Genomic DNA, 25,524 nt, shown 5'->3' with positions numbered 1-25,524 from the left:
CTCCGGCTTCACCCGATCCGGCTTGGAGATCAGAACCCTCCGGTCCCCTGGGGCGAGCCCACGCCCGTGACGTAATCCCACCCCACCAGACACGGGAAGCCGTTGTTCCCGGAGGTGATGTCCCGGAAGACCGGCGTGGTCGGCGGGTTGAGGTAGTTGGTGTAGATCGCCGAGAGCAACTGGGTGGTGTTCGTGAAGGCTCCGCCGCCCAGGTTCACCATGCCGGCCATGCAGGGCGAGGAGACGCTCGTGCCGCCCACCACCCACCATCCGGACCGTCCGTGGTAGGACGTGGTGTCGTAGACGGCCACCCCAGTGTTCGGATCCGCATCCGAGGAGATGTCGGGCACGCCGCGGCCGGAACCTGTCATGGATACGGACGCCTGCCAGCTGGGCTTCGCTTCGTACGGGCTGTTGCCACCCCCTCCGGAGCTCCAGCCGGTCTCGCCGGTGAAGGCGCCGTTGGCATCCGTGGCGACGCTGGTCCCCCCCACGGCGACGACGTACGGCGAGGTGGAGGGGTAGATGGTCTTGCCGCCGGTGTCTCCGCTGGCGGCGAAGAACACGGGCCCGTTCACATTGAAGTGCGTGTCGTTGGCAGTCTCGCCCGAGGATTCACTGCCGCCCCAGCTCATGGACACCTGCTTGACGCCCGCGAGAGACACCGCCAGATCCACCGCCGCGTAGAGGTTCGCGTTGCTGTTGGACTGGGCCTCCACGAGGACGATCTTGGCGTTGGGCGCCATGGCGTGGGCCCACTCGATGTCGAGGGCGGCCTCCAGGGCCCAGCCGGAGTTGGTCCGGGGCTTCTTGCCTCCCTGGTAGACGACCTGGAAAACGGTGTTGGTGGAGGCGGTGGGGTCGGTGGATGCCTCCTGGGGCAGCCCGAACTGGGCGGAGAAGGTGTTGAAGTCGCTCAGGGCAGTCGGGTAGTGATAGGCGTCGATGATGGTGATGACGTCGTGGCCCCCGGTGGCGGGGAGGTTGTAGAAGTCGCGGAGCTGAGTCGGGGACATGCCGCCCCCAGGGCCCAGCCCTCCGGCAGGACGGAGCAGCACCAGGTGGTTCGTGTGGGATCGGAGGCCGACATCCTCCCGGGCCTCGAGGCTGGTATCGGGAATCAGGATGTCCCCGTGGATGACTGGGAGAGCCTCCTGCCCGGCAAGGCTGGCCACACCCAGCCCGAATCCGAGGATTACCGAACGTGCTTTCGTCCACCTCATGCCGCCCTCCGTGATGCCGTCCGGGGCATCCGGACGCGATTCAGGACCGAATGGTTATTGATACCGTGTCTCATTATTTTGAAACGGCACGGAAATCTACATTCGCCAACCTTGGGCGTCAATGCATCGTGATGGGATAGACAACAAGGCCCCCACCTCTCGGCGGGGACCTTGTCTGTGGGCGGAAAGCCTCAGTCCTCGTTCAGGGCGAAGGCGGGGGCGCCGTCCACGGCCTCACGGGCGGGCTTGGTCTCTTCCGCAGTCCGCCAGTTCCAGGCGCCGATGACGGCCTTGAAGGTGAAGACGATCACCGCCAGGGCGCCAAGGCCGAAGAGGGTGTCACCAGGCATGCGCAGCCAGGTGAAGGTGCGCATGAGCGGGCTCTGCACCACTTCGGCGCTGCGGGCGTACCAGGTGCCATGGTTCAGGCTCTGGGTGATCTGGTAGAGGCCGCTGGGAACCAGCGACATCGCCAGCATCAGGACCAGGCCCAGGTTCAGGCCCCAGAAGCCCCACTTCAGCCACTTCTCGTCCCAGGCCTTGTCCGGCGTCATGCCGCGCAGAGCGAAGAGCATGAGGGAGATCGCCAGGAAGCCGTAGACCCCGAAGAGCGCAGCGTGGCTGTGGATGGGCGTGGTGTTGAGGCCCTGGCCGAAGTAGAGCACGGAGGGCGGGTTGATGAGCATGCCGAAGACGCCGGCGCCCAGCAGGTTCCAGAAACAGACCGCCGCGAAGTACTTGAACGGCCACTCGTAGCCGCTGCCGAGGGCCCGGCCGGCCTTGAGGCTCATGGCGATCTCGAAGCCCACGATGGTGAGGGGCACGATCTCCAGGGCGCTGAACACGGAGCCCAGGGCCGAGATGGAGGCCGGGGAGCCGGTGTAGTAGAGGTGGTGGAAGGTGCCGATGACGCCGCTGCCCAGGAAGAGGCCCATGGAGAGGCTCACGGCGCGGAGGGCGGTGCCCTCGCGCAGCAGGCCCATACGGGTGGAGAGCAGCGCGATGGCGACGGTGGCGAAGACCTCGAAGAAGCCCTCGACCCAGAGGTGGACCACCCACCAGCGCCAGTACTCGGCCAGGGCGATGTGGGTCTCGCGGGTGTACATGAAGCCCGCGGAGTAGAAGAGCGGGATGGCGATGGCGGACAGCACGAAGAGCTTGAGCAGGCCCAGGCGGCCCTTCTCGCCCTTGAGGGCGGGGATCAGCGAGCGCAGCACCAGCACCAGCCAGATGACCATGCCGACCGTCAGCAGGATCTGCCAGAGGCGGCCCAGCTCCACGTACTCATAGCCCTGGTGGCCCAGCATGAAGGAGCCGGAGAGCTTGCCCACGATGGCCTGGTGCGCGCCGGCGAGGGCACCGACCACCACCACCACGAGCGCCGCCAGCAGGCCGGCCACGCCCAGCCACTGGCCCTTGGGCTCCTTGGCGCTGAGCTTGGGGCCCAGGTAGAGGCCCGTGGCCAGCCAGCAGGTGGCGATCCAGAAGACGGCCAGCTGCAGGTGCCAGGTGCGGGACGCGGCGTAGGGCAGGATGTGCGAGAGATCCAGACCGTAGAGGCCGTTGCCCTCCACCGCGTCATGGGCGGTCATGACGCCCATCCCGATCTGCACCAGGAACAGGGCCATGGCCACCGCGAAATAGATGGCGGACCAGCGCTGGCTGGGGGTCGCCGGGGCGGGCAGGATGGGCTTGGGGTCCGGGAACTCCTCGGCGGGCTGGCTGGCGTGGTGCCAGACCATGAGGCCCACACCGAGGATCAGCAGGATGATGGACAGGATGCTCCAGAGGTGGCTGATGGGCGTGATGGTGTTGCCCACCAGAGGCTCCTGAGGCCAGTTCTGGGTGTAGCTGTGGTCCGCACTGGGACGGCGGGCCGCAGCCGTCCAGGCCGTCCACAGCCAGAAGTCGGCCACGCGCTCGCCTTCCTGCATCGTGGGGATCCAGCGGGCGGGAATGGCCGCCCCCTTGTCGCCTTCCACGGCGACCTTGGCCAGTTCCTCCCGGGCCTTCAGGTAGGCCGCAGCCTGGGCGGCATTCAGCTTCAGGGTTCCCGTGGAATTTTCATACTGATTGCTCTGAAATATGGACACAGTGGTGGCCTTCGCGTCCGCGAGGGATGCCCCCTGGGCCTTCACGCCGTCCAGGGTGTGGGCGGCCCACTGGTGGAGCGCCTTGGCCGTCCAATCCGGCGCCAGGTAAGCCCCATGGCCCCAGATGGAACCGATGTGCTGGCCGCCGTGACCCAGGTAGCTCACCTGGCCTTCCAGGATCTGGCCGGGGCCCACCAGCTCGGTGCCATCCTCGGCCACCACGTGCTGCGGAATGGGCGGGGCGTTCTGGGCGATCTGCTTCCCCCCCAACCCCAGCACGCCGAAGCCCGCCAGGAGCACCAGCAACACCAGCCACCACCTTGCCTTCATGGGAACCTCCGTCTTGCCCGCTCTGGGCGCCGGACAGCAGTGTTCCACAATTCTCCATATTTAGGACCATTAATTCTTAATTGTGATCTCCGACACGCGCCCCACCCTCCCCGGATGCCTGTCGGGACATGGCAAAACCTCTGGCTTCGGAAGGCGGATTCCAAGTACCTTGACCTTGGCATGCCTGATCTCTGAAAGGGAATTCCCGTCCCATGGCCCACCCCGCCCTTCTGCCCGTCGTCCTCACCTGCAACACGGACCTGCGCTTCATCGACCTCATCCAGGTGGTGGGCGCGGAGTTCCTGAAGCACCTGAGCTTCACCCAGGAGGATGGTGAGCGCCTGTGGCTGGCGATCCAGGAAGGCATCGCCAACGCCATGCGCCACGGCAACAAGCTGGACCGGGACAAACCCGTGAAGGTCACCTTCACCCCCAAGACCGACCGCTTCGAGATCCGCATCGAGGACCGGGGGCCCGGCGTGGACCTGGAGGCCCTGCCCGATCCGAACCTGCCCGAGAACCTCCTGAAGCCGGGTGGCCGGGGCGTGTATTTCATGCGCCAGGTCATGGACGAGGTCCACATGGAATGCCATCCCCAGGGCTCCACCCTGGTGCTCGTGAAGGCCAGGAAGGTGCGGGAAGCCCACGCATGAGCGGGCCGGACTGGCACCGCCGGGCACTCTGGCTGGCAGGCTTCACGATCGCCTACAACCTGCTGGAAGGCCTGGTCTCCATGGCCTTCGGCTGGGCGGACGATTCGGTCGCCCTCTTCGGCTTCGGCGCCGACAGCTTCATCGAGGTGGCCTCGGCGCTGCTGGTGCTGTGGAAGCTCCTGGACCACGGCAATCTCGAGCGCGAGCGCAAGGCCACGCTCGGCATCGGCCGGCTGTTCCTTTTCCTCGCCGCGGGCATCGCGGGAGGCGCCGTTCTCCAGCTCACGGCCCGCGCCCATCCGCCCACCACGGTGCCCGGGCTCGTGATCTCGGCGCTCTCGCTGGCCTTCATGGTGTTCCTCTGGCGCGCCAAGCTCCGGGCGGCCCAGGCCCTGGACAGCGCCACGGTGGCGGCGGACGCGGCCTGCAGCCGGGCCTGCATCCAGCTTTCCGTGGTGCTCTTCGCCGGCAGCCTGCTCTTCCTGCTCGTCCCCGCCCTCTGGTGGGTGGACGCCGCCGCGGCCCTGGGGCTGGCGTTCCTCATCGGAAAAGAGGGCCTCGGCATGACGCGCGCGGCGAAGAGCTCCTGCTTCACCGGCGGATGCGGCTGCGGGCACTGAGCACGCCGGACAGGATCCACCCCTAGGAGCGCACCTGCTCGTTGATGAAGCCGCACTCGGCGGGCACGGAGATGTAGAACATGGACTGGCCTTCGGCCTGGATGAAGGCGATGAGGCGGTTCGCCTCCTCCTCGGTGGCCATGAAGGTCACCTCCACGGGCAGATCGCCCGCCAGCTCGATGAAGTGGTCCGCATGGATGAGCCCGTGGCGGCCGAAGCCGGCGATGGCCTTGAAGGCCGTCCCGCCCTTGAGGCCCAGCCGCCGCGCCTCCTTCAGCAGCCACTCGTAGACCAGGATCCCGTGGTGGGTCCGGTCCTCCTGGACGAAGAAGGTCAGGTAGGTGCCCTTCATGACGCCTCCTCAGGCTTTCACGAACGCCTTCACCGTCAGCAGGCCCAGCAGGGTCATGGAAAGGGATCCTGCCAAGTGGACGGCCATGTGGCCGGCCGCCCATCCGTATTCACCGCGGCTCAGGAGATGCACCGCCTCGGCCGAGAACGTCGAGAAGGTGGTGAGCCCCCCCAGGAAGCCCGTGATGACGAGGAGCCTCGCCTCGGGAGCCAGGCCCGGATGCTGGGTGAACACGGCGACGGCCACGCCCACAAGGTAGCCCCCCAGCAGGTTGGCCGCCAGCGTTCCGAGGGGCAGCGAAGGCACGAACGGATTCAAGAGCGCGCCCAGGCCCCAGCGCAGCCACGCGCCCAGGGCAGCCCCGACGCCCACCGCCAGAAAGGAATAGATGGCCATGCCTGTGTCCTCCAGGATCCACAGGCGTCATCAGCCGTTTGGGCGGTTATGGGGCGGACGCCATCGCCAGCGTCAGCGTATCACTTCGCCAGGTCCCCCGCCTTCACGAAGCGCACCTGCCCCTTGGTGCGGGGCACCAGCTTCTCCAGGGCCTCCACGGTCTCGGGGTAGATGTGCCCGATGATGAGCACGGAGCCATCCTTCTCCGCGAGCTTGAGGGCCCGGTCCCACTGCTTCTCCATCTCGGGGAAGGCCTTGTCGTCGTCCAGGAACACCTTGCGCTGGACCGCCGGGATGCCAAGCTCCTCCGCGACGTCATAGGCCACGCTGTCTTTCTCCGTGCGGCTGTCCACGAAGAAGAGCTTGCGGGCCTTGAGCTCCTGGAGCACCCAGGTCATGCGGGTGCGGTCCGGCGTGATGCGGCTGCCCATGTGGTTGTTCACGCCCGCGCGGTGGGGGATGCCGTCCAGCGCCATGCGCACGCGGCGGCGGACCTCCGTCTCCGGGAGGTTGAAGAGGATGGCATTGGGCCCAGGATCGCGACCCGGTCCCGGGTAGCCGATGGGTTCCATGGGCAGGTGGAGCATGACCTCCTTGCCCAGGCGGTGGGCGATGTCCGCGCTGTCCCGCGTGAACTCCTGGTAGGGCAGCACCGCCACGCTGAAGGGCACGGGCAGGCTGCAGAGCCGCGTCACCAGCTCCGGCTGCATGTAGCCCAGGTCGTCGATCACCAGGGCAAGGCGTGGCAGCGGGCGCTCCGGTTCGGGACTCTGAGGCTTGGCGGTCTCGGAAGGCGGCTTCGCCTTCGGCTCAGCCTGTTTTCGTTCGGGTTTCCTGGATTCGGGCGCAGGGGCCTCCCGCTTCGCGGGCGCCTGGCGCCTTCCGCAGGCCTGCTGGCCGAGCATCAGGCCCGCGCCCAGACCCAGGAGCAGGGTGAAGGTGCCCCAGCCCAGCAGGGCCAGGGTGGACGTGCGCTTCCCCTTGCCTCGGGCCAAGCTAGGCGGCCTTCGTCGGCGTGGGGTTGGCGGGCGCCGGAGTCTCGAGGGCGGCCATCACCTTGGCCAGGGCGTCATCGGAATCCGTGAGCTTCAGCACCTGGTCCGGGGCCACGCCCTGGCGATCAAGCTTCTCGCCACCCAGGCCCACCCAGCGGCGGGACACCAGCTCCACCGCCCCGCCCTGCTTCAGGAGGAAGCGGCTGCGTTCCACGCCCAGGCCCGGGGTCTTCTCTCCGAAAGTCCGGGCGCCGCCCTTCTTCAGGCAGGAGGCCAGCACTTCCGGAAGGCCCAGGGTGGAGCGTCCCACCAGCAGCGACAGGCGGGCGAAGGGAGCGCCCGTTCCGGCCAGCGGCACCTCTTGGTCGGGCTTGCCCGCTTCCTGGACGGTGCCGAGGGACCCCTTGGCGCCCAGGAGACCCGCCACGGCGGCGGCCTCGTCGGGCGTACCCTTCACGCACTGGCGCAGGTCCAGCACCAGCGTCTGCTTCCGGTCCACCGGTGCCAGCAGCTTCTTGAGCTCCTCGGCCCGACCGGCATTCAGGTCCGGCAGGGACACCATCAGGGCACCCGCCCCCTGCTTTAGGGTCACCGGCGCCTTGGGCAGCCGCTGCATCTGCAGGGTGGTCTTGGTCAGGTCACCGGTGGCGTTGTAGCGGTAGAGGTCCACGGCAGTGCCTTCGGCGCCCCGAAGGCGACGCTCCAAAGTCCAGGCGCTGAGCCGGCCCACCGAATCCCCATCCACCTTGCGAATCACGTCACCGGGCTGGATGCCGGCCTTGGCGGCCGGGCCGCCGGGCGTCACCGCCAGCACCGTGGCGTAGATGCCCCGCTTCACCACCACCAGACCCGCCTCGGCCGGGCCGGGATCCGGCAACCGCAGGTCGTCGGCGGACAGGTAGGCGTTCATGGGATGCGAGCGTTCGAGCACGGCCTGGATCCCACCGGAGACGACCTTCTCCATGTCGGGCGGATCGACGTAGTTCTGCTGCACCAGGGACAGGACGTCCTGGATGTCGGACAGGCCCGCCAGAGGGTCCTGGGGCGGAGCCTTGACTCCTGGCTTGGGCTGCGAGGCAGGCTGCTCGCCCCGCTGGATCACCGGCAGGGTGAATACCGCGACGAGCGGGAAGGAGAACACCGAGAGCCAGGTACGGGCGTGCATGGGGACAGTCTACGTGGAAAGGGCTGTCAGCTGTCAGCTATCCGCTGTCAGCGGAAAGCCGATCTCCAGGGCATCTGCCTCTAGCCCTGGCTGCCCCGGAACCAGTCGCTGCCGGACCGGAAGCCCTTCTGCTTGGTGGCGGTCTGGGCGTGGCGGGCCAGGGCCAGGTTGATGAGGCGCGTGAGCAGCTCGGCGTAGGGCACGCCGCTGGAGGCCATCATCTTGGGATACATCGAGATGCTGGTGAATCCGGGGATGAAGTTCAGCTCGTTGAGGAACACCCGGCCCGTGAGCCGCTCCAGGAAGAAGTCCACCCGGGCCATCCCGTACCCATCCGAGGCCGCGAAGGCCTTGGCGGCCAGCTTCCGCACCAGGTCCGCCAGCTCCTCGGGGATGTTCGCGGGGATCTCCGTGCGGCTCTTGCCATGGAGATACTTGTCCTCGAAGGTGTAGAACTCGTCGGCCACGATAACTTCGCCGGGCTGGGACACCAGGGGCTCGTCGCCGCCCAGCACCGCCACCTCGATCTCGCGGACATCCAGGCCCTGCTCCACCAGCACGCGCCGGTCGAAGGTGAAGGCCCGGTCCAGGGCCGCGGGCAGGTCCTCGGCGCGCTTCACCTTCTCCACGCCGATGCTGCTGCCCAGGTTCGCGGGCTTCACGAAGAGGGGCAGCCCCAGCTTGGCGCAGTCCGCCAGGCAGGTCGGTTGTTCCCGCCGCCACCGCTCTTCTGTCAGGCCCACGTAGGGCACCACGGGAAGGCCCTCGGACTCCCAGAGGCGCTTGGTGATCCACTTGTCCATGCCCGCGGCCATGGCCAGCAGGCCGGCCCCCGTGTAGGGCCGGTGCAGCAGCTCCAGGTAGCCCTGGATCTGGCCGTCCTCACCACCGGCGCCATGCAGGGCGTTGAAGAAGAGGTCCGGCAGGGGCGTGGCCTCGGCGCCCTTCTCCAGGGGCAGGAAGGGGTGGCTGCTGCGCTCCGGCAGCTCCCCGGCCGCCAGCCGCGCGAAGGGATCGCCGGTCACCACCCACACGCCATTCCGGGCGATGCCCATGGGCCGCACCTCGAACCGCGCGGGATCCAGGTGCTCCGCGATGGCCCGGGCCGTGACGATGGAGACTTCGTGCTCGGGGGATTCCCCGCCGAAAAGGAGGCCGACGCTCAGTTTCTCGCTCATGCACCTACTCTAGCACTCGCCCCTGGCGGGCTCTCCGGCGATGGAACCCAGGTCCGGTGCGACGATGGTCACATTTAAGAATTCTTGATCATTTTTATCTGATATTAGTGAACCCCGGGGACGGCCCCCACGGAAAGCCACCATGAGCGAACTCCTCAACAACCGGGAACACCGGATCGCCACCCTCAAGGAGGTCATCCTGCACCTGCACCGGGGCGAGGCTCCCGAACAGGTGAAGGGGCGCCTGGCCCAGCTCGTGGGCGAGGTGGACGCCAGCGAAATCGCCGCCATGGAGCAGTCGCTCATGGCGGACGGCATGAGCCCCGAAGAGGTGAAGTCCATGTGCGACCTCCACGCGGAGGTGCTCCAGGACACCGTCACCCCGGCCAAGGCCCGGGAGCTGCCCGCGGGCCACCCCGTGGACACCTTCCGCCGGGAGAACCGGGCCCTGGAAGCCGCCATCGGCACCGCCCGACAGCACGTCGCCGCCCTGGAATCCGTGGCGGATCAGGCCTATCCCACGGATGAGCGCCTGGCCGTGCTGGGCGCCTTCAACGCCCTCATGGATGTGGACAAGCACTACCAGCGCAAGGAGCACCTCGTGTTCTCCATCCTGGAGCGCCACGGCAATACCGGCCCTTCCAAGGTCATGTGGGCCAAGGACGACGAGGTGCGCGAGCTGCTCAAGGGCGCCATCGAGGTGCTGCGGGAGGAGAGCCTCAGCGGCGCCGAACTGAAGATCCTCGTCCCCACGGTGTTGCGTCCGGCTCTGGCGGCGCTGGAATCCATGATCTACAAGGAGGAGACCATCCTCCTGCCCATGTGCCTGGGCCTGTTCACCGAGGAGGAATGGGGCGAGGCCTGGCGGGACAGCCCGCGCTACGGTTGGTGCCTGGTAGAGCCAGCCACGGGCTACGCGCCGCCGGTGGCCACCCTGCCTGATGATCCCATCCGCCTTCCAGACGCTTCCGCCATGGCCTTCCCCAGCGGCGCCCTCAGCGTCCAGCAGCTCATCGGCATCTTCTCCAGCCTGCCCGTGGACATCACATTCGTGGACGCGGACGACCGTGTGGCCTTCTTCAGCGAGGGGCCAGACCGGGTCTTCGCCCGCAGCCGCACCATCCTGGGCCGCGAGGTGAAGCACTGCCACCCGCCCAAGAGCGTGGACGTGGTGGAGCGCATCCTCAACGACTTCAAGACCGGCCGCCAGTCCGTGGCGGAGTTCTGGATCCAGATGCACGGGAAGTTCGTCCACATCCGCTACTTCGCCGTGCGCGACGAGGCCGGGGCCTACCTGGGCACCCTGGAGGTCACCCAGGACCTCACGCGGCTGCGCGCCCTCGAAGGCGACCGCCGCCTGCTCCAGTACGACGAAGCATGAGAGGGCGTCTGCAAATTCCCGCGAGCCGCGACGGTGGCCAGCCGCGTGATCCGGCAAGGAAGCGCGCGATGGGCGATGCGGGACATCGTTCAAGCACGGTGACGCCGCCGGGCGCACGGCTGGCCACCGTCCCTCCGGGTTGGGGCGGCGGGCTGCGCCTGGCGTCGTCCTCGGCCCTCGACATGGAACCACCATGCCTGCGGGCCTCCTCCTCGCCATGCTTGCCCGACGCTCCCAGCGCAGCCCGCGCGAATTTGCAGACGCCCTCTTAGGCATCCCATGGCCATCACGCCCGAAACCAAGATCGGCGACTTCCTGGCAGCCCATCCGGACCAGCAGGAGGCCCTCATCGCCCGCGTCCCTGCCTTCGCTAGGCTCCGCAACCCTGTCCTCCGCCGCACGGTGGCGAAGCTGGCCACCGTGGATCACGCGGCCCGCATGGCGGGCCTCCCCACGGCAGAGCTGGTGCGCTTCCTCCGGGAGCTGGCCGGCGAGGCCGCCGGCCCCATGGCCGAAGGGACGGCCCCGGTGGAGGATCCCCGCCCCGACTGGGCGCGCCCCAGCGCCGTGCGCTCCACCCTGGACGCGGATGCCCTCATGGCGGCCGGCGAGCACCCCCTGGCCCGCGTCCGCCGCGCCCTCCTGACCCTGGCCCCCGGCGAGGCGATGCAGCTCCTGAGCCCCTTCCGCCCCGAGCCCCTGCTGGACCAGTTCCGCCAGGAAGGCACCCCCTGCTGGTGCGAGGCCGAGGGGACAGGCCGGTTCCGGACCTGGATCCTGAAGCCATGAGCACCGGGAGCACCTTTGACCCGGCTTGCGGCCCGGTTGCGCTAGGCTGATTCACCCTTCCTTCGGAGCGCCCGTGCGGTCGGCCATCTATCCAGGCTCCTTCGATCCCGTGACCCTGGGTCACTGGGACCTCATCCAGCGGGCGGCGAAGCTCGTGGACCGCCTCGTGGTGGCCGTCCTCCACAACCCGGCGAAGTCCCCAGCCTTCAGCGTGGACGAGCGGGTGGCCATGCTGAAGGAACTGACCGCCGCCCTGCCCCAGGTGGAAGTGACCACCTTCGACGGTCTGCTGGTGGATTTCGCCAAGGCCCAGAACGCCCAGTTCATCATCCGGGGCGTGCGGGCCTTCAGCGACTTCGAGTACGAGTTCCAGATGGCCCTCATGAACCGCAAGCTGGCCCCGGAGCTGGAGACGGTCTTCCTCATGCCCAAGGAGAAGTACAGCGCCGTGAGCAGCCGCTTCGTCCGCGAGATCGGCAGCATGGGCGGCAACCTGGCGGACCTGGTGCCGGAGACGCTTCGCAGCCGCATCGTGGACCGGCTGATGAACCGGTCTTAGAGGTCGCAACAAAACCCCGCGATGCCGCGATGAAGCCGGGCGGGATGCACCGCAGATATCAGTTCGTCTCGTGTATCGCTACAGGCGATACCGAGAAGGAAGCGCCCGCAGGGCGATGCGGGACATCGTTCAAGGGCGGTGACGCCGCGGAGCGCCCGCCCGGCTTCATCCCTCCGGGCGAGGGGTGGCGGGGAGGCTCCGCCTCCGCGAGGAACGAGCGGGAGGACCCTGCGAGGCAGGGCCCGTGAGGTGGAGGGCGATGCTGCGTCAGGTTTGGATCGCGTAGTCCCTGCTACGCTCACCTCGCCTTCCTGGCCTCGCTCGCCCGGCGCCCCTCGCGAGGCGACGCGGGGTTTTGTTACGACCTCTTAGAGCCCTCTCAGCCCAGGATCCGCTCGACCTTCGTCACACGCATCACCACCGCCCCTCGGCACCAGGGATGCTTGACCTTCATCCGCTCGTGGAGCGCCTGGCCCGACTGCACCTCCGCCGTCCCCGAGAGCCGGAAGCCGATCGCCGGGCCCTCGGCGCTCCGCTGCCGGCCGATGATCATCTGGACGGAGGGATCGTGGGAGAGGTTCGTCTCGGTCACCCGGTAGCCTCCGGCGGGGAACACCAGGGTCGTGGCGTCGACCGCGTCGAGGTAGCTCTGCCAGGTCGCCACCAGGTGCGGACCCTCGGGCCCCTTGGTCACGAAGGTCGCGGACCCTTCCGCTTCGAGCACGGCAAGAACGGTCGCATCGAGCATCGTCGGCCTCCCCTCCCACGGTAGCACCCAGGCGCAGCCGGGGCCGGCCAGGGCCGGCCCCGGGAGGGTCCATCAGCCTTCAGGGTTCAGCGCAGGGCTTCCAGGGCGTTCACGCGACCCCGGCCCGAATAGGGATCGGCGCCGGGCTTGAGAATGTCGTCGGCGCGCTGCTCGATCCTCCGCTTCAGCTCGGCGGGCGGCATCTTGCCGTACTTGCCCACGATCAGGGCGGCCACGCCGGAGACATGGGGCGCCGCCATGGAGGTCCCGGCCGCGAAGAAGTACTGCCAGGTCCCTCCGCTGGTGCGGCCTGCGGGGCTGATCACCATATCGAAGGGATAGCCCGCGGCGGAGGCGAAGTCGCCACCGGGAGCGGCCACGTTCACGGCTGAAACCCCGTAGTTGGTGTACGAGGCGGCCCGGTCGAAGTCGGCCAGCCCGTACGGCCCGGTGGCGGATACGGCCATGCCGTTGCCCGACTGGGCCGGGATCGCCCAGAGTCGGCTGTCGAGGTTCACGCCTTCGTTGCCCGCGGAGGCCACGCACAGGGTGCCGGCGGCCGTGGCGTAGGTGATGGCTCGGTTGAGGGCGGCGATCAGCGGGCCGGCCCCGCTGCCACCCGCATTGATGCGATCGAAGGTGGCCCCCAGGCTCATGTTGATCACGTCGGCCCGGACCTCAGGCCCGGCCGCGTACAGGATGCCGGAGATGATCCACGAGAAGGACCCGTTCCCCGTGTCGCTGCGCAGCACCTTGACGGCGACGATCTCGGCCTTGGGCGCCACGCCCTGGGTGCCGCGGTCGTTGATGGGCGCGGCGATGATCCCGGCGACATGGGTGCCGTGGTTGAAGCCGTACACAATGGGGTCGATGTTGGGTTCGGTGGGGACGAAGGACCGGCTCAGCGCCAGGTTGACGTTGGGCCCGATGTCGGGATGCCCGCTCCAGATGCCCGCGTCGAGGACCGCCACCCGCGCCCGCGCCACGCCCCAGCCCTGGTCGCCGTTGAGCGCTGCCTGATCCGCCTGGATCTGGCGGATGTTCCACTGGTAGCCCCATGAGGGTTCGCTGTTGAGCCCATTGGCCTGGAGGCCGGAGTCCTGCGCCGCCGTGGCATGCACGTCGGGAAGCCATGGCACTTCGATGTCCTCGGCGGCCTGCTGCACCCGGGCATCGGCAGTCACCTGCGCCAGGAAATCCGGGTTGGCGGATGTCGCCAGCACCACACCGATGTCGGGGAGGCGACCCGTGATGGCGCCACCGGCGGAGGCCACCAGCTCGTCCAGGTTCGTGCTGCCGCGGCCCTGCCCCCGGGCCAGGATCAGGTAGGCGCGCGGGGCGTCCGCAGCCAGGGCGAGGCCCCCGGCCAGGGCGAGGGTCAGGAAGAGTCCGGCGGGAAGGGACTTCATGGTCCATCTCCTTCTAGGACTGCCGGGATGCCGGCAGCAGGGTTGCATCGAGAAGCCTTCATCAAGAAAAAACAATGATGTTATTTCGACACCATGGTCATTTACAAAGGCCATGTCAACAAACCCGTGGATCCACTGAACGAGTGGTGGCGTTTAGTTCATCGGCGCCTGTTCTCCGGCCCGGAGGTCAGCTCACCTCGGCCAGCCTCAGCCGCACCTGCTCGCGTTGCAGCCAGGCGGCCTGGGCCTCGCTGAGGCCGTGCGCCAGGGCCCGATCGGCGGCCTCGCGGCACCGGGCGAGCAGGCGGCGGTCGCGCACCAGGTCCGCCACCTGGAACTGGGGCAGCCCCGCCTGCCTCACGCCGAAGAACTCGCCGGGACCCCGCAGCTCCAGGTCCCGCTGGGCGATGCGGAAGCCGTCCTGGGTTTCCACCAGCGTCTGGAGGCGCTCGGTCTCGGAGCCGCTGATCATGAGGAAGTGGCTGCGATGGGCGCCTCGACCCACCCGGCCCCGCAGCTGGTGGAGCTGGCTGAGGCCGAAGCGCTCGGCGTGGTCCACCACCATCACCGTCGCGTTGGGCACGTCCACCCCCACCTCGATCACCGTGGTGGCCAGCAGGATCTTCGCCTCGCCGGAGGCGAACCGCGCCATGCGGGCGGCCATCTCATCCGTCCGGACCCGGCCGTGCACCACCTCGAGCTCCACCTCCGGGAAGATGCCCCGCAGCAGGGCCTCCATGGCCTGGATGTCGCGGAGCTGGACCTTGCCTTCGTCGGAAGGGTCGATGCTCGGGCTCACGACGAAGGCCTGGCGGCCTTCCGCCAGCTCCCGGCGCACCTGCTCCCAGGCCCGCTCCGCGAACTCGGGCTTGTGCAGCTTCGTCGTGATGGGCTGCCGGCCCGGGGGCAGCTCATCGAGCACGCTCTGGTCGAGGTCGCCGAAGATCGCCAGGGCCAGGGAGCGCGGGATGGGCGTGGCGCTCATGACCAGCCAGTGCGGATCGCCGCCCTTCTCCTTCAGGGCCTCGCGCTGCTTCACGCCGAAGCGGTGCTGCTCGTCCACCACCACCAGCTGCAGCTGATGGAAGGCCACCGCCTCCTGGAAGAGGGCGTGGGTGCCCACGATGTAGCGGGCCTCGCCGCTGGCGATGCGGCCCAGGGCCGCGCGCTTCTCCGCGACCTTCATGCCGCCCAGCAGGAGCTGGAGGCTGTCTGCGCGGTCGCCCAGGTAGCGCCGGAAGCTGGCGGCGTGCTGGCGCGCGAGCACCTCCGTGGGCACCAGCAGGGCTCCCTGTCCGCCCGTCTCAGCCACCATGGCCATGGAGAGCAGCGCCACCAGTGTCTTGCCGCTGCCCACGTCGCCCTGGAGCAGGCGGTTCATCACGCGGCCCGAGGTGAGGTCTTCCACGATGTCCTTGAAGGCGCGGCGCTGGGCGCCGGTGAGGGGGAAGGGCAGGAAGGACTTCAGCCGCTCGCGGAGTTCCGGCGAGGTGGGCACCACCAGGCCGCGGCGCTTCAGGCGCCCGGCGCGGCGCAGGGCCACGCCCAGGGAGAAAGCGAACAGCTCCTCCGCCGCCAGGCGCTCGTGGGCGGGCGACTGGCCCTTCTCCAGCAGGGCCGGATCGCTGCTGTCCGGGGGATCGTGCAGCAGCCGGAATGCCGTCATGGCGTCCGGAAGATCCTTCGCCAGCTCCAGGGGCAGCCACTCCTCCGCCGCATGGGCCCGGCCCAGGGCCTCCTGCACCAGCCTCTGCCGCGCCCGGCCCGGCAGGGGTCCCAGCTTGCGGTAGAGGGGCAGGAAGCGCCGGACCCAGGCGAGATCCTCGCCCCGACCCATGACCTCGAACTGGGGCGCACGCATCTCCAGGCCCTGGCGGCCCACGGAGAGCGGACCGAAGGCCAGCAGGCGGTCTCCCACCTTCAGCGACCGGCCCAGGTAGGGCTGGTTGAACCAGATGAGGCGCAGGGTGCCCGTGCCATCCTCCAGCAGGGCCTCGGTGAGGGCCATGCGCTGCACGCGCGTGGTGCTCTGGCGCAGATCCCGCAGGGTGCCCAGGACGGTCACGATGCCCGAATCCACCGGCTCGAAGCCCCGCAGGTCCAGGCTGCCCAGGGTCCGCAGGCTGCCCCGGTCCACGTAGCGGTAGGGCAGGCTCCACAGCAGGTCCCGGAGGGTGTCGATGCCGGCCTCCTGCAGCGCCGCCGCCCGCGCCGGTCCCAGGCCCCGGAGGACCGTGACCTTGGTGGATAGGGGCAGGGGCGCGAGCGTCATGGCGGCTGTTTCAGCCTAGCCGCGCCTCTATGGACTCCACCATCTTGGCGACGTAACGATCTCCGTACCAGGCACCGTGGCGGGGATCCTCCAGCTTCCGGAGGCCCGTCATCAGGGCCGGCAGATCCAGGATCCCGCGGTCCACGAGACCCCGGATCTGGGTCCGGGTCCGGCCGGGGCCGGCGACGGGATGATCTTCCGCAAGCCGAGCCAGGGCCCGGGCCATCCAGGGAAGGGCCGGGATGCCGCAGCCGGCCAGCGCCCGCCAACCCCCTTCCAGGAAGGCGCCCCAGAGTCCCCGGGCCTCGGTCAGCGTCTCCTCCTCGAGCAGGACCCGTCCGGCGAACAGACCCGGCAGGGCGGCCGGCGCGGTCTGTGACACGCCCCGATCCAGGGGGACCAGATCGGCGAGGGTGCCCTCGGGCAACTCCGCCAGCACCCACAGCAGGCAGGCCTGCTCCCAGGGATCCGGGCCGAACCAGAGGACGGGCTCGGCGGTGCCGCCCAGGTCGTCCAGGATGAGCCTTGGCGAGTCCTCGCCCTCGGGCAGATCCCACCAGTCGGCCCTCAATCCGGGCAGCCGGGAGGCCTCGGAGGTCCAGGGACCCACCGCCGGGGAATCCCGGCAGACACGCACGGTGCCCGGCAGGCCGGACCGCCGATGCACCGCGACTGCGGCATCGCCACAGTGGAGGTGGATCAGACTGTCGCGTGAAGCCATGGGCCTCCCCGACATGGAGACACCCAAAGCATACGACCCGGGTCAATCGATCTGCCGACCCGAATCTTGGGCGAACGCAACCTTCAGCGGGTGGCGCCGACGGCCTGGCGGGCCATGGCCTTGGCCAGGGCCTGCTCCAGGTCGGCCCACAGGTCCTCGGGACTCTCCAGGCCCACAGAGAGGCGCATGAGGGACTGGGACACGCCACTGTGCTCGCGGGCCGCGGGATCCACCACGCGGTGGGTGAGGGCGGCCGGGTGCTGGATGAGCGTGTCCACGCTGCCCAGGGACACGGCGGCCGTCATGAGCTTCACCTCGGCCATGACCACGGAGGCGGCCTCGAAGCCCCCCTTCAGCTCGAAGGCCATGAGGGAGCCGGGTCCCTTCATCTGGCGGCCGAGCAGGCCCTTGGGGTCCTGGCCGGGCAGGCCGGGGAAGTGGACGGCGGAGACGGCGGGATGCTTCGCCAGGCGCTCGGCGATCACCTGGGCGCCCGCCTGCTGGGCGCGCACGCGCAGGGGCAGCGTGGGCAGGCCGCGATGCAGCAGGTAGGCCGCCAGGGGGTGCAGCACATTGCCGGTGATGACGCGGACCTTGCGCAGCTCCGTGGCCCAGTCGTTGTTGGTGGCCACGATGCCCGCCAGCACGTCGCCGTGCCCGCCCAGGAACTTGGTGGCGCTGTGGAGGACCAAGGTCACGCCCTGCTTGATGGGGTTCTGGAGGATGGGGGTGGCGAAGGTGTTGTCCACCAGCACGGGGACCTTGCCCGCCTGACGGACCACGTCGTCCAGGTCCACCATCGCGAGGGTCGGGTTGGCGGGCGTCTCCACGATCACCATCGCCGTGTCGGGGCGGAGGGCGGCGGATATGCCGTCGGCCTCGGCCCAGGTCACCTCGAGGCCCAGCATCCCGGAGGCCAGCAGGTGGTCCGTGCCGCCGTAGAGGGGACGCACGGCCACCACGTGGCCGCCGCGCTGCTTGGCCGCCATGAGGCAGGCGGTCACCGCCGCCATGCCCGAGCCGAACGCCACCGCCTCCTCGGCGCCCTCCAGCTGGGCCAGGGCCTGCTCGTAGCGGGCGGTGGTCGGATTGTAGAGGCGGGAATAGACGGGGCTCCCGATGGGCAGTCCGCCCATGGCCATGGCCTCCAGGCTGCGGCCGCCCTCGTCCAGGTCGCGCAGGGGATAGGTACTGCTGAGGTCGATGGGCAGGGCATGGACGCCCTGTTCGTGGAGCACCTCGCGGCCGGCGTGGACGGCCTGGGTCTCGATGGACAGGGCGGTGTTGGGCTTGGACATGGGGACACTCCTGTCCCCAATGTAGGTTTCATGAATTCGGCAATCCCCCGAATCTTTTTCGTGGAATGATGTCATTCATGGAACTTGACCGAATTGACTGCGACATATTGAGCTATCTACAGAAGGATGCTCGGCTATCCAACAAGGAACTGGCCGCCGCCGTGGGTCTGGCTCCGTCCTCCTGCCTGGCTCGTGTGCAGCGCCTGCGTTCCGAGGGCGTGCTGAAGGGCGCCCATGCGGACGTGGACCCGGGGGCCCTGGGCGTGGGCCTCCAGGCCCTCATCGCCGTGCAGCTGCGCCAGCACAGCCGGGCCCAGGTGAAGGCCTTCTGGAAGCACGCCATGGGCCTGCCGGAGGTGCTGGCGGTGTTCCATGTGGCCGGCACCCACGACTTCCAGGTGCATGTGGCCGTGCGGGACGCCCACCACCTGCGCGACCTGGCCCTGGACGCCTTCACCACCCGCGCCGAAGTGGCCCACATCCAGACCAGCCTCATCTTCGAGTGGGCCAAGGGCGCCGCGATGCCGAACTACCGGGCCTGATCCTCGGCGTCCACGATCTGGGTTCCCCACTGGGTGACGGCCTCCACCACCTGGCGGAAGCCCTGCCCCTTGCAGGTGAGCTCGTACTCCACCCGCACGGGCGTGGTGGGCAGGACACGGCGCACCAGCAGGCCCTGGCACTCCAGCTCCTTCAGGCGGGCGGAAAGGACCTTCTCCCCGATGCCGGGAACCCGGGCGCCCAGCTCGTTGAACCGGAGAGGACCCTCCTGGAGGACCCACAGGATCTGCCCCGTCCAGGGCTTGCCCAGCAGGTCGATGGCCATGCGGAAGCAGCGGCAGCTGGAGGATTCAGGAAGGTTCATGAGGCGGTCCAGGACCCCGGGGAAACCCGGCGGCACCACAAAACTATCCCAAAGAAAGCTGCTTGACAAGGGGAAGCCGTGATCCCACTATTGCTTTCATAGGGAAATAGGCTTCCCGAAAGAAAGCACGAACCGGACGACTCCGGCACCCAATCACCCATCGCCAGCGGCGCCCCGCCTGGCGTGGGAGGGTCATCGACCCGTCTTCACCAAGGAGCACCTCCCATGCGCGCCGTCCTCGCGCTGGCCCTCGGCCTGTCCCTCCAGGCCCAGGACGAGCCCTACCCCGAAATGGGCCCCCTGCCCACCCGGAACATGTTCACCCTGCTCCAGGCCCCCATGACCTATCAGCCCCAGGCGCCGCGCCCCATCGGCCCGGGTCGCTGGCAGGTGACCCTCACCCACGTCCGGGCCAACGTCTTCGAGTTCTCCGACCTGATCAAGGACCATCCGCCCGCCTGGTTCCAGGGGCGCCACCGCATGGACCGGGCTTCCCTGGAGGCCCTGGCCGCCGAGTACCCCACCGCCCCCTTCGTCTTCTACTTCGACGAGGAGATTGCCCGGACCACCCTCCAGGTCCGGCGCGGCCTCACCGACCGAACGGATGTCTGGGCGGAGCTGCCGGTGGAGCGCCACGGCGGAGGCGATCTGGACGCCCCCATCGAGGCCTTCCACAAGACCTTCGGCTTCGAGCAGTGGGGGCGCACCGAGGTGGCCCGCAACCAGGCCGTGGTGGCCACCATCCGGTACGGACGCCTGGATTTGGTACGAGAGGGCGCCCAGCCCACCCGCGTCCAGGACCCTCTGTTCGGCCTGGTCCACCTGATCCACCAGGACGCGTCCACGGGCCTGAGCGCCACCCTCACGGTGAAGCCTCCCCTGGCCCGCACCTACAACTCGTTCAAGTCAGGCTGGGACGTCGAAGGCGGGCTCAGCGGCTGGTGGCAGCCCTCCGCCACCCAGGTAATCTACGCCGGCGCCGCCTACACCCACCGGGGCCGCGGCAACGCCGCCTACAACCAGCTCGACTACACGTCCGACCTGGGGGCCCACTTGACCTGGCAGGGACGCCGCAACAAGGTGATCCAGCCCTTCCTCCAGCTCTACTTCCTGAGCGGCTTCAGCACGCCCCAGCCCTTCGCCAAGCTGCACGACAACAGCCTCCAGCACGACCTGGGCTTCCATGCCTACCTGAACCGCCGGACCACCCTGACCTTCCGCTACGTGAACAACATCACCCACCACGAGAACACCGACGACGCCTCCTTCGCGCTGAGCGCCACGTACCGGTTCTGACCTAGATCCCGTCCTCTCCCGTCAGCGCCTGGAGCCGTCCTCTCCGGCAGCCTCATGGGCCAGGATCTTCTCGATGCGCCGGTCCGGCACCAGCCAGATGAGGGCGACCACCCAGTAGAGGGCGAACCCGGCCCAGCGGTTGACGAAGGACAAGCAGATGGCAGAGGCGTAGATCGCGATGGAGATCTTCCCCTTGAAGTCCCCGCCCACGGCAGCCTCAAGGAGCGATCCTCGGCCGTGGTGGTGGATGAGGCACTGGCTCAGCAGGTAGTAGGCCAGCGCGGCCATGAGCAGGACGGCCCCGTAGAGGGCCACGGGTCCGGCCGCGAAGTGGTTGCCCCCCATCCAGGCCGTGGCGAAGGGCACGAGCGAGAGCCAGAACAGCAGGTGCGTGTTGGCCCACAGGATCGGCCCGTTCACCTTCCTGGCCGCGTGGAGCATGTGGTGGTGGTTGTTCCAGTAGATGGCGATGTAGATGAAGCTCAGCGCATAGCCCACGAAGGTGGGCAGGAGCGGCCGGAGGGCCGTGAAGGAGTCGCCGCGGGGCGCCCTCAGCTCCAGCACCATGATGGTGAGGATGATGGCCATCACACCATCGCTGAAGGCTTCCAGCCGGTTCTTGCCCATGGACTCCTCGGATCCGCGATTGTTTCACGACCTGGCTAGGACAGGTGCTTGGCCACCAGCCGCTGGAGCGTGGGAAGGCCCCGGAACGTGGCCTTCAGGCCCAGGGCCTTCTCGAAGACCGCGTTGGAGAAGGCGGACTGGCTCTGCTTCGTGCGGCAGCGCCACCATACCTCACGGCCGTGGAAGCGGAAGTCGTCCTCCGCCGTCTCCAGGCCCCGGACGCGGGCCGCCTGGGTCCCCGTGAGCGGCGCCGCGAGGAAGATCACGTTCATGGCCCGGGCCTCCGCCTGCTCCGCGGCATCGTAGGGGCAGCCGGCCACCAGGGTTGTCAGTTCCGCGCCGGAGCGCAGGAACACGGCCACGGGAAACCCCAGCTTGGCCTCCAGGTGCGTCTCGAGGCGCGCCGCCAGGGACGCCTCGCCGACCCGGCCCGCCTCGAAGACCACGTTCCCGCTGGCGATGAATGTCTCCACGCCCCGCAGGCCCAGCTCCTGGAACCGCGCCTTCAGGTCGGCCATGGTCACGGTATGGCCTCCGACATTGATGGCGCGGAGGAAGGCGAAGGTCTTCGGCATGGCTATCCCAGCGCCCGGTCGGCCAGCCGCCCCAGGTCGCCGCTGCCCTGGCTGTTGGCCAGGCTCTTGGCGAGGGCCACCAGCATCGCTTCCTGCGCGGGAGGCGGCAGATCGGGCAGCAGGTCGGCGGCGGCGGCCACGGCCAGCACCTGGTGGGCGTGGTTGAAGGTGGGATCGTCCTGGGCTGCCGCTTCGGCCAGGGCCGCCAGCGCCGCCTCCGCGCGACCGGTCTGCGCCAGCCCGCCGGCGTGGGCCATGGCCAGGGCCGGCTCCACGTCCAGGATCGCCTCCGTGAGGGCCCCGGCGTCCGGACTCCCGATCCGGACGGCCCGCACCCGCTCCTCGGGCTCGTCCGTGGGGAAGAGGTTCACCAGGGCCGCGGCCTGGCACCAGATGCGCGGGTCCGCGGGGCGGGCGCGCGCCACGGCGGCCAGGTAGACGTACGTCCATGCGGTCTTGCCCTCCAGGTCGCGCCGGGCGTCCAGCTGCTTCTCGGAGGCCGCCAGCACCAGGGCCGCCAGCGTGTCCCCGCTTCCCTGGCCCGCCTTCAGCCGGGCCGTGAACGGATCCAGGAGCGCCACGAGGCCCAGGTCGCAGATCTCGCGCACCTGGGGTTCCCAGGCCGCCTCGTCGAGCGTGGCCGGCATCCAGGGCACGGACACCGCCGCGTCCCCCAGCCGCTTGGCGGCGCGGCGGGCCCAGAAGGTGTCCTCCGGCGAGGCCGCTACCCAGGCCGCCAGGCCAAAGAGCCTCCGCCCGGTGGCCTTGGGCCGTTCCAGCCGCTCGTGCAGGTCGGCGAGATGGTCGCACACCACCGCCTTGTGCCCGACCGTGGCCATGTCCAGCTCGGTGAGTCCTCGAAGGCGCTGGAAGTCGGCCTCGGCGGGAGCGTCGAAGCCCTGGGCCTCGGCGTAGGCCAGGCCGGGCCGACGGGACTGGATGAAGGCCTCCAGGTTCGGCCAGTGGCCGCTGCCCTTGGCCGCCGACACCTGCGCCAGGATCTGGGGCGACCGGCGCCCCTCGTGGGCGGCCATGTGCAGCTGCGTGGCCAGGGCCCGCTGGAAGCCCGCCTCGCTCAGCAGCGGCTGCAGGCGCAGCACTGCCCGCAGGCCGAGGATGCCGTGCGGCACGTGCGGCAGGTAGGCCTCCCAGTCGATGCGGGGGACGAGGATCTTCACTGCCTCGCGCACGCCGTCGCGCACGCCGTCCGGCTGGGCGAGCTGGACCGCGAAGGCCCCGAAGAACCGCTCCGTGGGAGCCTCCAGCTCCTTCTGCCAGCGGGGATCGACCGTCATGCGCCCTCCAGCGGCAGGTTCCAGGCGGTGCCCACGAGACGGGCCCAGTGGTGGTTCCAGGCCCGCTTCCACACCAGGCTGCCTTCCTTCATGTCGGAAGCCTCCAGGCGCTGGCGCAGTTCGGCCTTCAGGCCTTCGGCGGCCGGCCCGAGGGCCGCCTCGGCCAGGGCCAGCAGGGCGGCGCGGGCCTCCCGCTCCTGGTCGTGGTGTGAAAGGTAGCCGGCGGATTCCGGCGAGGGTGCGGCGGCCCGCAGGCGCTGCCAAGCCTCGAAGGCCGCCTTCGCGGCGGGGTCCTCCCTCAGAGGCTTCTTGACCTGATCCCAGCCCTTGCCCGCGTCCAGCTCCGGGCCTGCGCGGACCACGGCCTCCCGCAGCTTCACGGCCTTGGCCACGTCGTGGTCGAGGTGCTTGAGGGCCACGAAGGTGCGGGGCTTCTCACGCTTCCCGCGGCGATCGAAGAACGCGTTGAGGGCGGACACCACCAGGTCCATGGGCACGCCTTCGGCTTCCCAGGCCAGCACCTGCCGGTAGTCGTCGGTGCTGAGCAGGCCGGCGCGGCCCCAGGCCCGGAAGGCCCATTCGCGCTCCAGCCAGTCCTTCTCCTCGCGGGTGTAAGAGTTCATAACAAAACCCCACGGGGCCGCGCAAGGGGCGCCGGGCGAGCGAGGCGAGGAAGGTGAGGAGACGCGTAGCAAGTACTACGCGCGACGAGCCTGACGCTGTATCGCGATGCCCGCCGCCCCTTGCCCGGAGGGATGAAGCCAGGCAGGCGCCCCGCGGTGTCAGGTCCCTTGAACAACGAACCACGTTGTCCTGCGGGCCCCTCCTTGCGGTGCATCCTGCCTGGCTTCATCGCGGCCTCGTCGGGTTTTGCTATGAACTCTGAGGCATCAGGGCGCGGCCGGGGCTTCCTGCACCAGCACGGTGCCGTCCTTCAGCTGCAGGACGCCGTTCTGCCAGGACACCACTTCCTCGGGTACGATCTTGGCCTTGGCGAAGCCGCGCAGCCGGAAGGAGCCCGAGGCCAGGGCGCGGCCCTGGCGGTCCCAGATCTCCAGCTGCCAGAGGGTGCCCTGGTGGCCGCCCACCTTGAGGAAGATCCCTTCCTTCGATTCCGGGCACCACATGGCCTCCTGGGAGACCGAGGCGGGCCTCGCCGGAACGCCGCGGCAGGCCAGCAGGCCCGCCATCAGGGCGCAAGCCAGCAGGGTTGTCGTCACCAGGATCTTCGGAGGTCGCGCCATGCCGACATTCTACCGCCACCCCGCTAGACTGGTGACCGAGGGCAAGATGGTCCTGATCCGAGAACAGATCCGCTACAAGAGCCGCAAGGAGATCGAGAAGCTCCGCGAGGCGGGCCGGGTGGCCGCCAACGCGCTCCGTCTGGCCGCCCGAGCCGCGAAACCCGGCGTGAGCCTCCTGGAGATCGACCGCGTGGCCGAGGCCTACATCCGCCAGCAGGGCGCCAGCCCGAGCTTCAAGGGCTACCACGGCTTCCCCGCCACCCTCTGCACGTCGGTGAACGACAAGGTGGTGCACGGCATCCCCTCCAAGTACGTGCTCCAGGAGGGCGACATCATCGCCATCGACTGCGGCGCCAAGCTGGACGGCTATCACGGCGACACCTGCCTGACCGTGGGCGTGGGGAAGATCAGCGAGGAGGCGCGGCGCCTCATCCAGACGGCCCAGCTGGCCATGTTCGTGGGCATCGAGCACTGCCGCCCCGGCGAGCGCCTGGGCGACATGGCCACGGCCGTGCAGACCTTCGCCGAGGAGCGCGGCTACTCCGTGGTGCGCGAGTACATCGGCCATGGCCTGGGCCGCGACCTGCACGAGGATCCCCAGGTGGTCTTCGCGGACCAGCGCCCGGGTACCGGCTTCCGCATGGAGCCGGGCATGACCATCACCATCGAGCCCATCCTCAACATCGGGAGCCACCGGTGCCTGGTGGAGCCCGACGGCTGGACCGTGCGCACCCGCGACGGCCAGCTCTCTGCCCAGTTCGAGCACGACATCGCCATCACCAAAGACGGGCCGGAGATCCTCTCGATCCCCGATCCTGAATTCGAGCTGGAGGACGGGCTGTAGCTATCAGCTCTCAGCTATCAGGCGCATCAGGCGCATGGGCTGTGCCTGTGCGCCTACGAAAAACGCGGCTGCGTTTTTCGCGTTACCCCTTCGCCCACCGCCTGATGGCCTCAGGAACTTCGAGCTGGGGCCCTTCGTAGTCCATCAGGCGCAGCACCTCGGCCATGGGGACGTTGCCCGCCTTCCCCCGGAAGAGGGCCTTCACCACGCCTTCGGCCGCGAGGTCGCCGTCCCGCTTCAGGAAGCGCTGCTCCAGGAAGACCCACTTGTCGTCCCAGCCCAGCAGGCGCGTGTGGAGGGTGAAAGGCTCGAACAGCTCGAGGCTGCGGCGGTAGCGCATGGTGATACCGCCCACGAGAGGCTTCCAGCGGTTCCGCAGCATGGCCCGGCCGAGCTTCGTCCGGAAGGTGAGGTCGAACCGCCCCAGGTCCATGATGCTGAGGAAGCGCCCGTTGTTCATGTGGACGTTCATGTCCAGGTCATTGGGCCAGACACGGAAATGCAGCACGGAGACCGCCAGGGGATCCAGTCCCGGGCGGCGCCAGAGCGTGAGCAGCTTCCAGAGGGTGCGGAAGAACAGAACCATCCCCTCAGGC

At 69.0% G+C, this 25,524-nt stretch carries 27 protein-coding genes and 1 riboswitch; of the genes, 8 read left to right on the top strand and 19 right to left on the bottom strand.

The window, feature by feature from the left end:
- Positions 1-29: 29 nt before the first annotated feature.
- Positions 30-1,223 carry a S53 family peptidase gene (locus MLG87_RS00790; RefSeq protein WP_243293328.1) on the bottom strand — a complete coding sequence of 398 codons (1,194 nt, stop codon included), beginning with the start codon at positions 1,221-1,223 and terminating at the stop codon, positions 30-32.
- Between the two features lie 191 nt (positions 1,224-1,414).
- Positions 1,415-3,646, bottom strand: a complete 2,232-nt coding sequence (locus MLG87_RS00785) for a nitric-oxide reductase large subunit (protein ID WP_243293327.1) — start codon at positions 3,644-3,646, stop codon at positions 1,415-1,417.
- 212 nt (positions 3,647-3,858) lie between these two features.
- Here MLG87_RS00785 and MLG87_RS00780 point away from each other — a divergent pair, with 212 nt between their 5' ends.
- Together MLG87_RS00780 and MLG87_RS00775 are read left to right on the top strand one after the other, a co-directional pair.
- The gene (locus tag MLG87_RS00780; RefSeq protein ID WP_243288121.1) at positions 3,859-4,299 is read left to right on the top strand and encodes an ATP-binding protein; all 441 of its coding nucleotides are present in this window, start codon (positions 3,859-3,861) and stop codon (positions 4,297-4,299) included.
- Positions 4,296-4,919: a cation efflux transmembrane domain-containing protein gene (locus MLG87_RS00775; RefSeq protein ID WP_243293326.1), complete on the top strand. Its 624-nt coding sequence runs from the start codon at positions 4,296-4,298 to the stop codon at positions 4,917-4,919. The genes MLG87_RS00780 and MLG87_RS00775 overlap by 4 nt, the downstream gene beginning before the upstream one ends.
- Before the next feature lie 22 nt (positions 4,920-4,941).
- On the opposite strand, the gene MLG87_RS00770 is transcribed toward MLG87_RS00775, so the two are convergent.
- The 5 genes from MLG87_RS00770 to MLG87_RS00750 all read right to left on the bottom strand — a co-directional run bounded on the left by MLG87_RS00770 (position 4,942) and on the right by MLG87_RS00750 (position 9,005).
- A complete protein-coding gene (locus MLG87_RS00770; protein ID WP_243293325.1) occupies positions 4,942-5,271 on the bottom strand; it encodes a DUF190 domain-containing protein in 330 nt (109 codons plus the stop codon).
- Between the two features lie 9 nt (positions 5,272-5,280).
- On the bottom strand, positions 5,281-5,667 hold the full coding sequence (crcB, locus tag MLG87_RS00765; RefSeq protein WP_243293324.1) for a fluoride efflux transporter CrcB: 387 nt from the start codon (positions 5,665-5,667) through the stop codon (positions 5,281-5,283).
- Between the two features lie 14 nt (positions 5,668-5,681).
- Positions 5,682-5,744, bottom strand: a riboswitch (Fluoride riboswitch).
- Between the two features lie 3 nt (positions 5,745-5,747).
- Positions 5,748-6,662, bottom strand: coding sequence for a divergent polysaccharide deacetylase family protein (locus MLG87_RS00760; RefSeq protein WP_243293323.1), 915 nt, complete (start codon positions 6,660-6,662; stop codon positions 5,748-5,750).
- 1 nt (position 6,663) lies between these two features.
- Positions 6,664-7,827: a S41 family peptidase gene (locus tag MLG87_RS00755; protein ID WP_243293322.1), complete on the bottom strand. Its 1,164-nt coding sequence runs from the start codon at positions 7,825-7,827 to the stop codon at positions 6,664-6,666.
- Positions 7,828-7,907: 80 nt separating this feature from the next.
- On the bottom strand, positions 7,908-9,005 hold the full coding sequence (locus MLG87_RS00750; protein WP_243293321.1) for a D-alanine--D-alanine ligase family protein: 1,098 nt from the start codon (positions 9,003-9,005) through the stop codon (positions 7,908-7,910).
- A gap of 142 nt (positions 9,006-9,147) precedes the next feature.
- Here MLG87_RS00750 and MLG87_RS00745 point away from each other — a divergent pair, with 142 nt between their 5' ends.
- The 3 genes from MLG87_RS00745 (at position 9,148) to coaD (ending at position 11,734) form a co-directional block, all read left to right on the top strand.
- Positions 9,148-10,386, top strand: coding sequence for a DUF438 domain-containing protein (locus MLG87_RS00745; RefSeq protein ID WP_243293320.1), 1,239 nt, complete (start codon positions 9,148-9,150; stop codon positions 10,384-10,386).
- A gap of 279 nt (positions 10,387-10,665) precedes the next feature.
- On the top strand, positions 10,666-11,175 hold the full coding sequence (locus tag MLG87_RS00740) for a DUF1858 domain-containing protein (RefSeq protein WP_243293319.1): 510 nt from the start codon (positions 10,666-10,668) through the stop codon (positions 11,173-11,175).
- A gap of 73 nt (positions 11,176-11,248) precedes the next feature.
- On the top strand, positions 11,249-11,734 hold the full coding sequence (gene coaD, locus MLG87_RS00735) for a pantetheine-phosphate adenylyltransferase (protein WP_243293318.1): 486 nt from the start codon (positions 11,249-11,251) through the stop codon (positions 11,732-11,734).
- A gap of 379 nt (positions 11,735-12,113) precedes the next feature.
- Here the strand turns inward: coaD and MLG87_RS00730 are convergent, their stop codons facing one another.
- The 5 genes from MLG87_RS00730 to MLG87_RS00710 all read right to left on the bottom strand — a co-directional run bounded on the left by MLG87_RS00730 (position 12,114) and on the right by MLG87_RS00710 (position 18,182).
- A complete protein-coding gene (locus MLG87_RS00730) occupies positions 12,114-12,482 on the bottom strand; it encodes a pyridoxamine 5'-phosphate oxidase family protein (RefSeq protein ID WP_243293317.1) in 369 nt (122 codons plus the stop codon).
- Between the two features lie 86 nt (positions 12,483-12,568).
- Positions 12,569-13,891, bottom strand: a complete 1,323-nt coding sequence (locus MLG87_RS00725; protein WP_243293316.1) for a S8 family serine peptidase — start codon at positions 13,889-13,891, stop codon at positions 12,569-12,571.
- A 187-nt stretch (positions 13,892-14,078) separates the two neighbouring features.
- On the bottom strand, positions 14,079-16,163 hold the full coding sequence (recG, locus tag MLG87_RS00720; RefSeq protein WP_243293315.1) for an ATP-dependent DNA helicase RecG: 2,085 nt from the start codon (positions 16,161-16,163) through the stop codon (positions 14,079-14,081).
- A 10-nt stretch (positions 16,164-16,173) separates the two neighbouring features.
- The gene (locus MLG87_RS00715) at positions 16,174-16,884 is read right to left on the bottom strand and encodes a hypothetical protein (protein ID WP_243293314.1); all 711 of its coding nucleotides are present in this window, start codon (positions 16,882-16,884) and stop codon (positions 16,174-16,176) included.
- An 83-nt stretch (positions 16,885-16,967) separates the two neighbouring features.
- A complete protein-coding gene (locus tag MLG87_RS00710) occupies positions 16,968-18,182 on the bottom strand; it encodes a trans-sulfuration enzyme family protein (protein WP_243293313.1) in 1,215 nt (404 codons plus the stop codon).
- Positions 18,183-18,259: 77 nt separating this feature from the next.
- Here MLG87_RS00710 and MLG87_RS00705 point away from each other — a divergent pair, with 77 nt between their 5' ends.
- Positions 18,260-18,724 carry an Lrp/AsnC family transcriptional regulator gene (locus MLG87_RS00705; RefSeq protein WP_243293312.1) on the top strand — a complete coding sequence of 155 codons (465 nt, stop codon included), beginning with the start codon at positions 18,260-18,262 and terminating at the stop codon, positions 18,722-18,724.
- Here the strand turns inward: MLG87_RS00705 and MLG87_RS00700 are convergent.
- The gene (locus tag MLG87_RS00700; RefSeq protein WP_243293311.1) at positions 18,712-19,047 is read right to left on the bottom strand and encodes a winged helix-turn-helix transcriptional regulator; all 336 of its coding nucleotides are present in this window, start codon (positions 19,045-19,047) and stop codon (positions 18,712-18,714) included. The genes MLG87_RS00705 and MLG87_RS00700 overlap by 13 nt on opposite strands.
- Positions 19,048-19,272: 225 nt before the next feature.
- Between MLG87_RS00700 and MLG87_RS00695 the strand changes: the two genes are divergently transcribed.
- Complete coding sequence (locus MLG87_RS00695; protein ID WP_243293310.1) at positions 19,273-20,343, top strand: DUF3187 family protein; 1,071 nt, start codon at positions 19,273-19,275, stop codon at positions 20,341-20,343.
- Positions 20,344-20,364: 21 nt separating this feature from the next.
- Here the strand turns inward: MLG87_RS00695 and MLG87_RS00690 are convergent, their stop codons facing one another.
- The 5 genes from MLG87_RS00690 to MLG87_RS00670 all read right to left on the bottom strand — a co-directional run bounded on the left by MLG87_RS00690 (position 20,365) and on the right by MLG87_RS00670 (position 24,084).
- Entirely contained in the window at positions 20,365-20,970 is a 606-nt protein-coding gene (locus MLG87_RS00690) for a TMEM175 family protein (RefSeq protein ID WP_243293309.1), read from the bottom strand.
- Between the two features lie 35 nt (positions 20,971-21,005).
- Complete coding sequence (locus MLG87_RS00685; protein ID WP_243293308.1) at positions 21,006-21,545, bottom strand: DUF1697 domain-containing protein; 540 nt, start codon at positions 21,543-21,545, stop codon at positions 21,006-21,008.
- Between the two features lie 2 nt (positions 21,546-21,547).
- Entirely contained in the window at positions 21,548-22,840 is a 1,293-nt protein-coding gene (locus MLG87_RS00680) for a hypothetical protein (RefSeq protein ID WP_243293307.1), read from the bottom strand.
- Complete coding sequence (locus MLG87_RS00675; RefSeq protein WP_243293306.1) at positions 22,837-23,463, bottom strand: hypothetical protein; 627 nt, start codon at positions 23,461-23,463, stop codon at positions 22,837-22,839. The genes MLG87_RS00680 and MLG87_RS00675 overlap by 4 nt, the downstream gene beginning before the upstream one ends.
- Positions 23,464-23,730: 267 nt before the next feature.
- Positions 23,731-24,084 (bottom strand): hypothetical protein, encoded by a 354-nt coding sequence (locus MLG87_RS00670; protein ID WP_243293305.1) that lies wholly within the window; start codon positions 24,082-24,084, stop codon positions 23,731-23,733.
- Positions 24,085-24,130: 46 nt separating this feature from the next.
- On the opposite strand from MLG87_RS00670, the gene map reads away from it, so the two are divergent.
- The gene (gene map, locus MLG87_RS00665) at positions 24,131-24,928 is read left to right on the top strand and encodes a type I methionyl aminopeptidase (protein ID WP_423748239.1); all 798 of its coding nucleotides are present in this window, start codon (positions 24,131-24,133) and stop codon (positions 24,926-24,928) included.
- An 82-nt stretch (positions 24,929-25,010) separates the two neighbouring features.
- On the opposite strand, the gene MLG87_RS00660 is transcribed toward map, so the two are convergent.
- Positions 25,011-25,514, bottom strand: a complete 504-nt coding sequence (locus tag MLG87_RS00660; RefSeq protein ID WP_243293303.1) for a thioesterase family protein — start codon at positions 25,512-25,514, stop codon at positions 25,011-25,013.
- Positions 25,515-25,524: the final 10 nt, after the last annotated feature.

Origin of the sequence: Geothrix mesophila, from assembly GCF_022808835.1 — a bacterium.
Taxonomy (GTDB): Bacteria; Acidobacteriota; Holophagae; order Holophagales; family Holophagaceae; genus Geothrix; species Geothrix paludis.
Note: the sequence above shows the minus strand (reverse complement) of the source record. Positions and strands in the feature narration are given on the sequence as shown.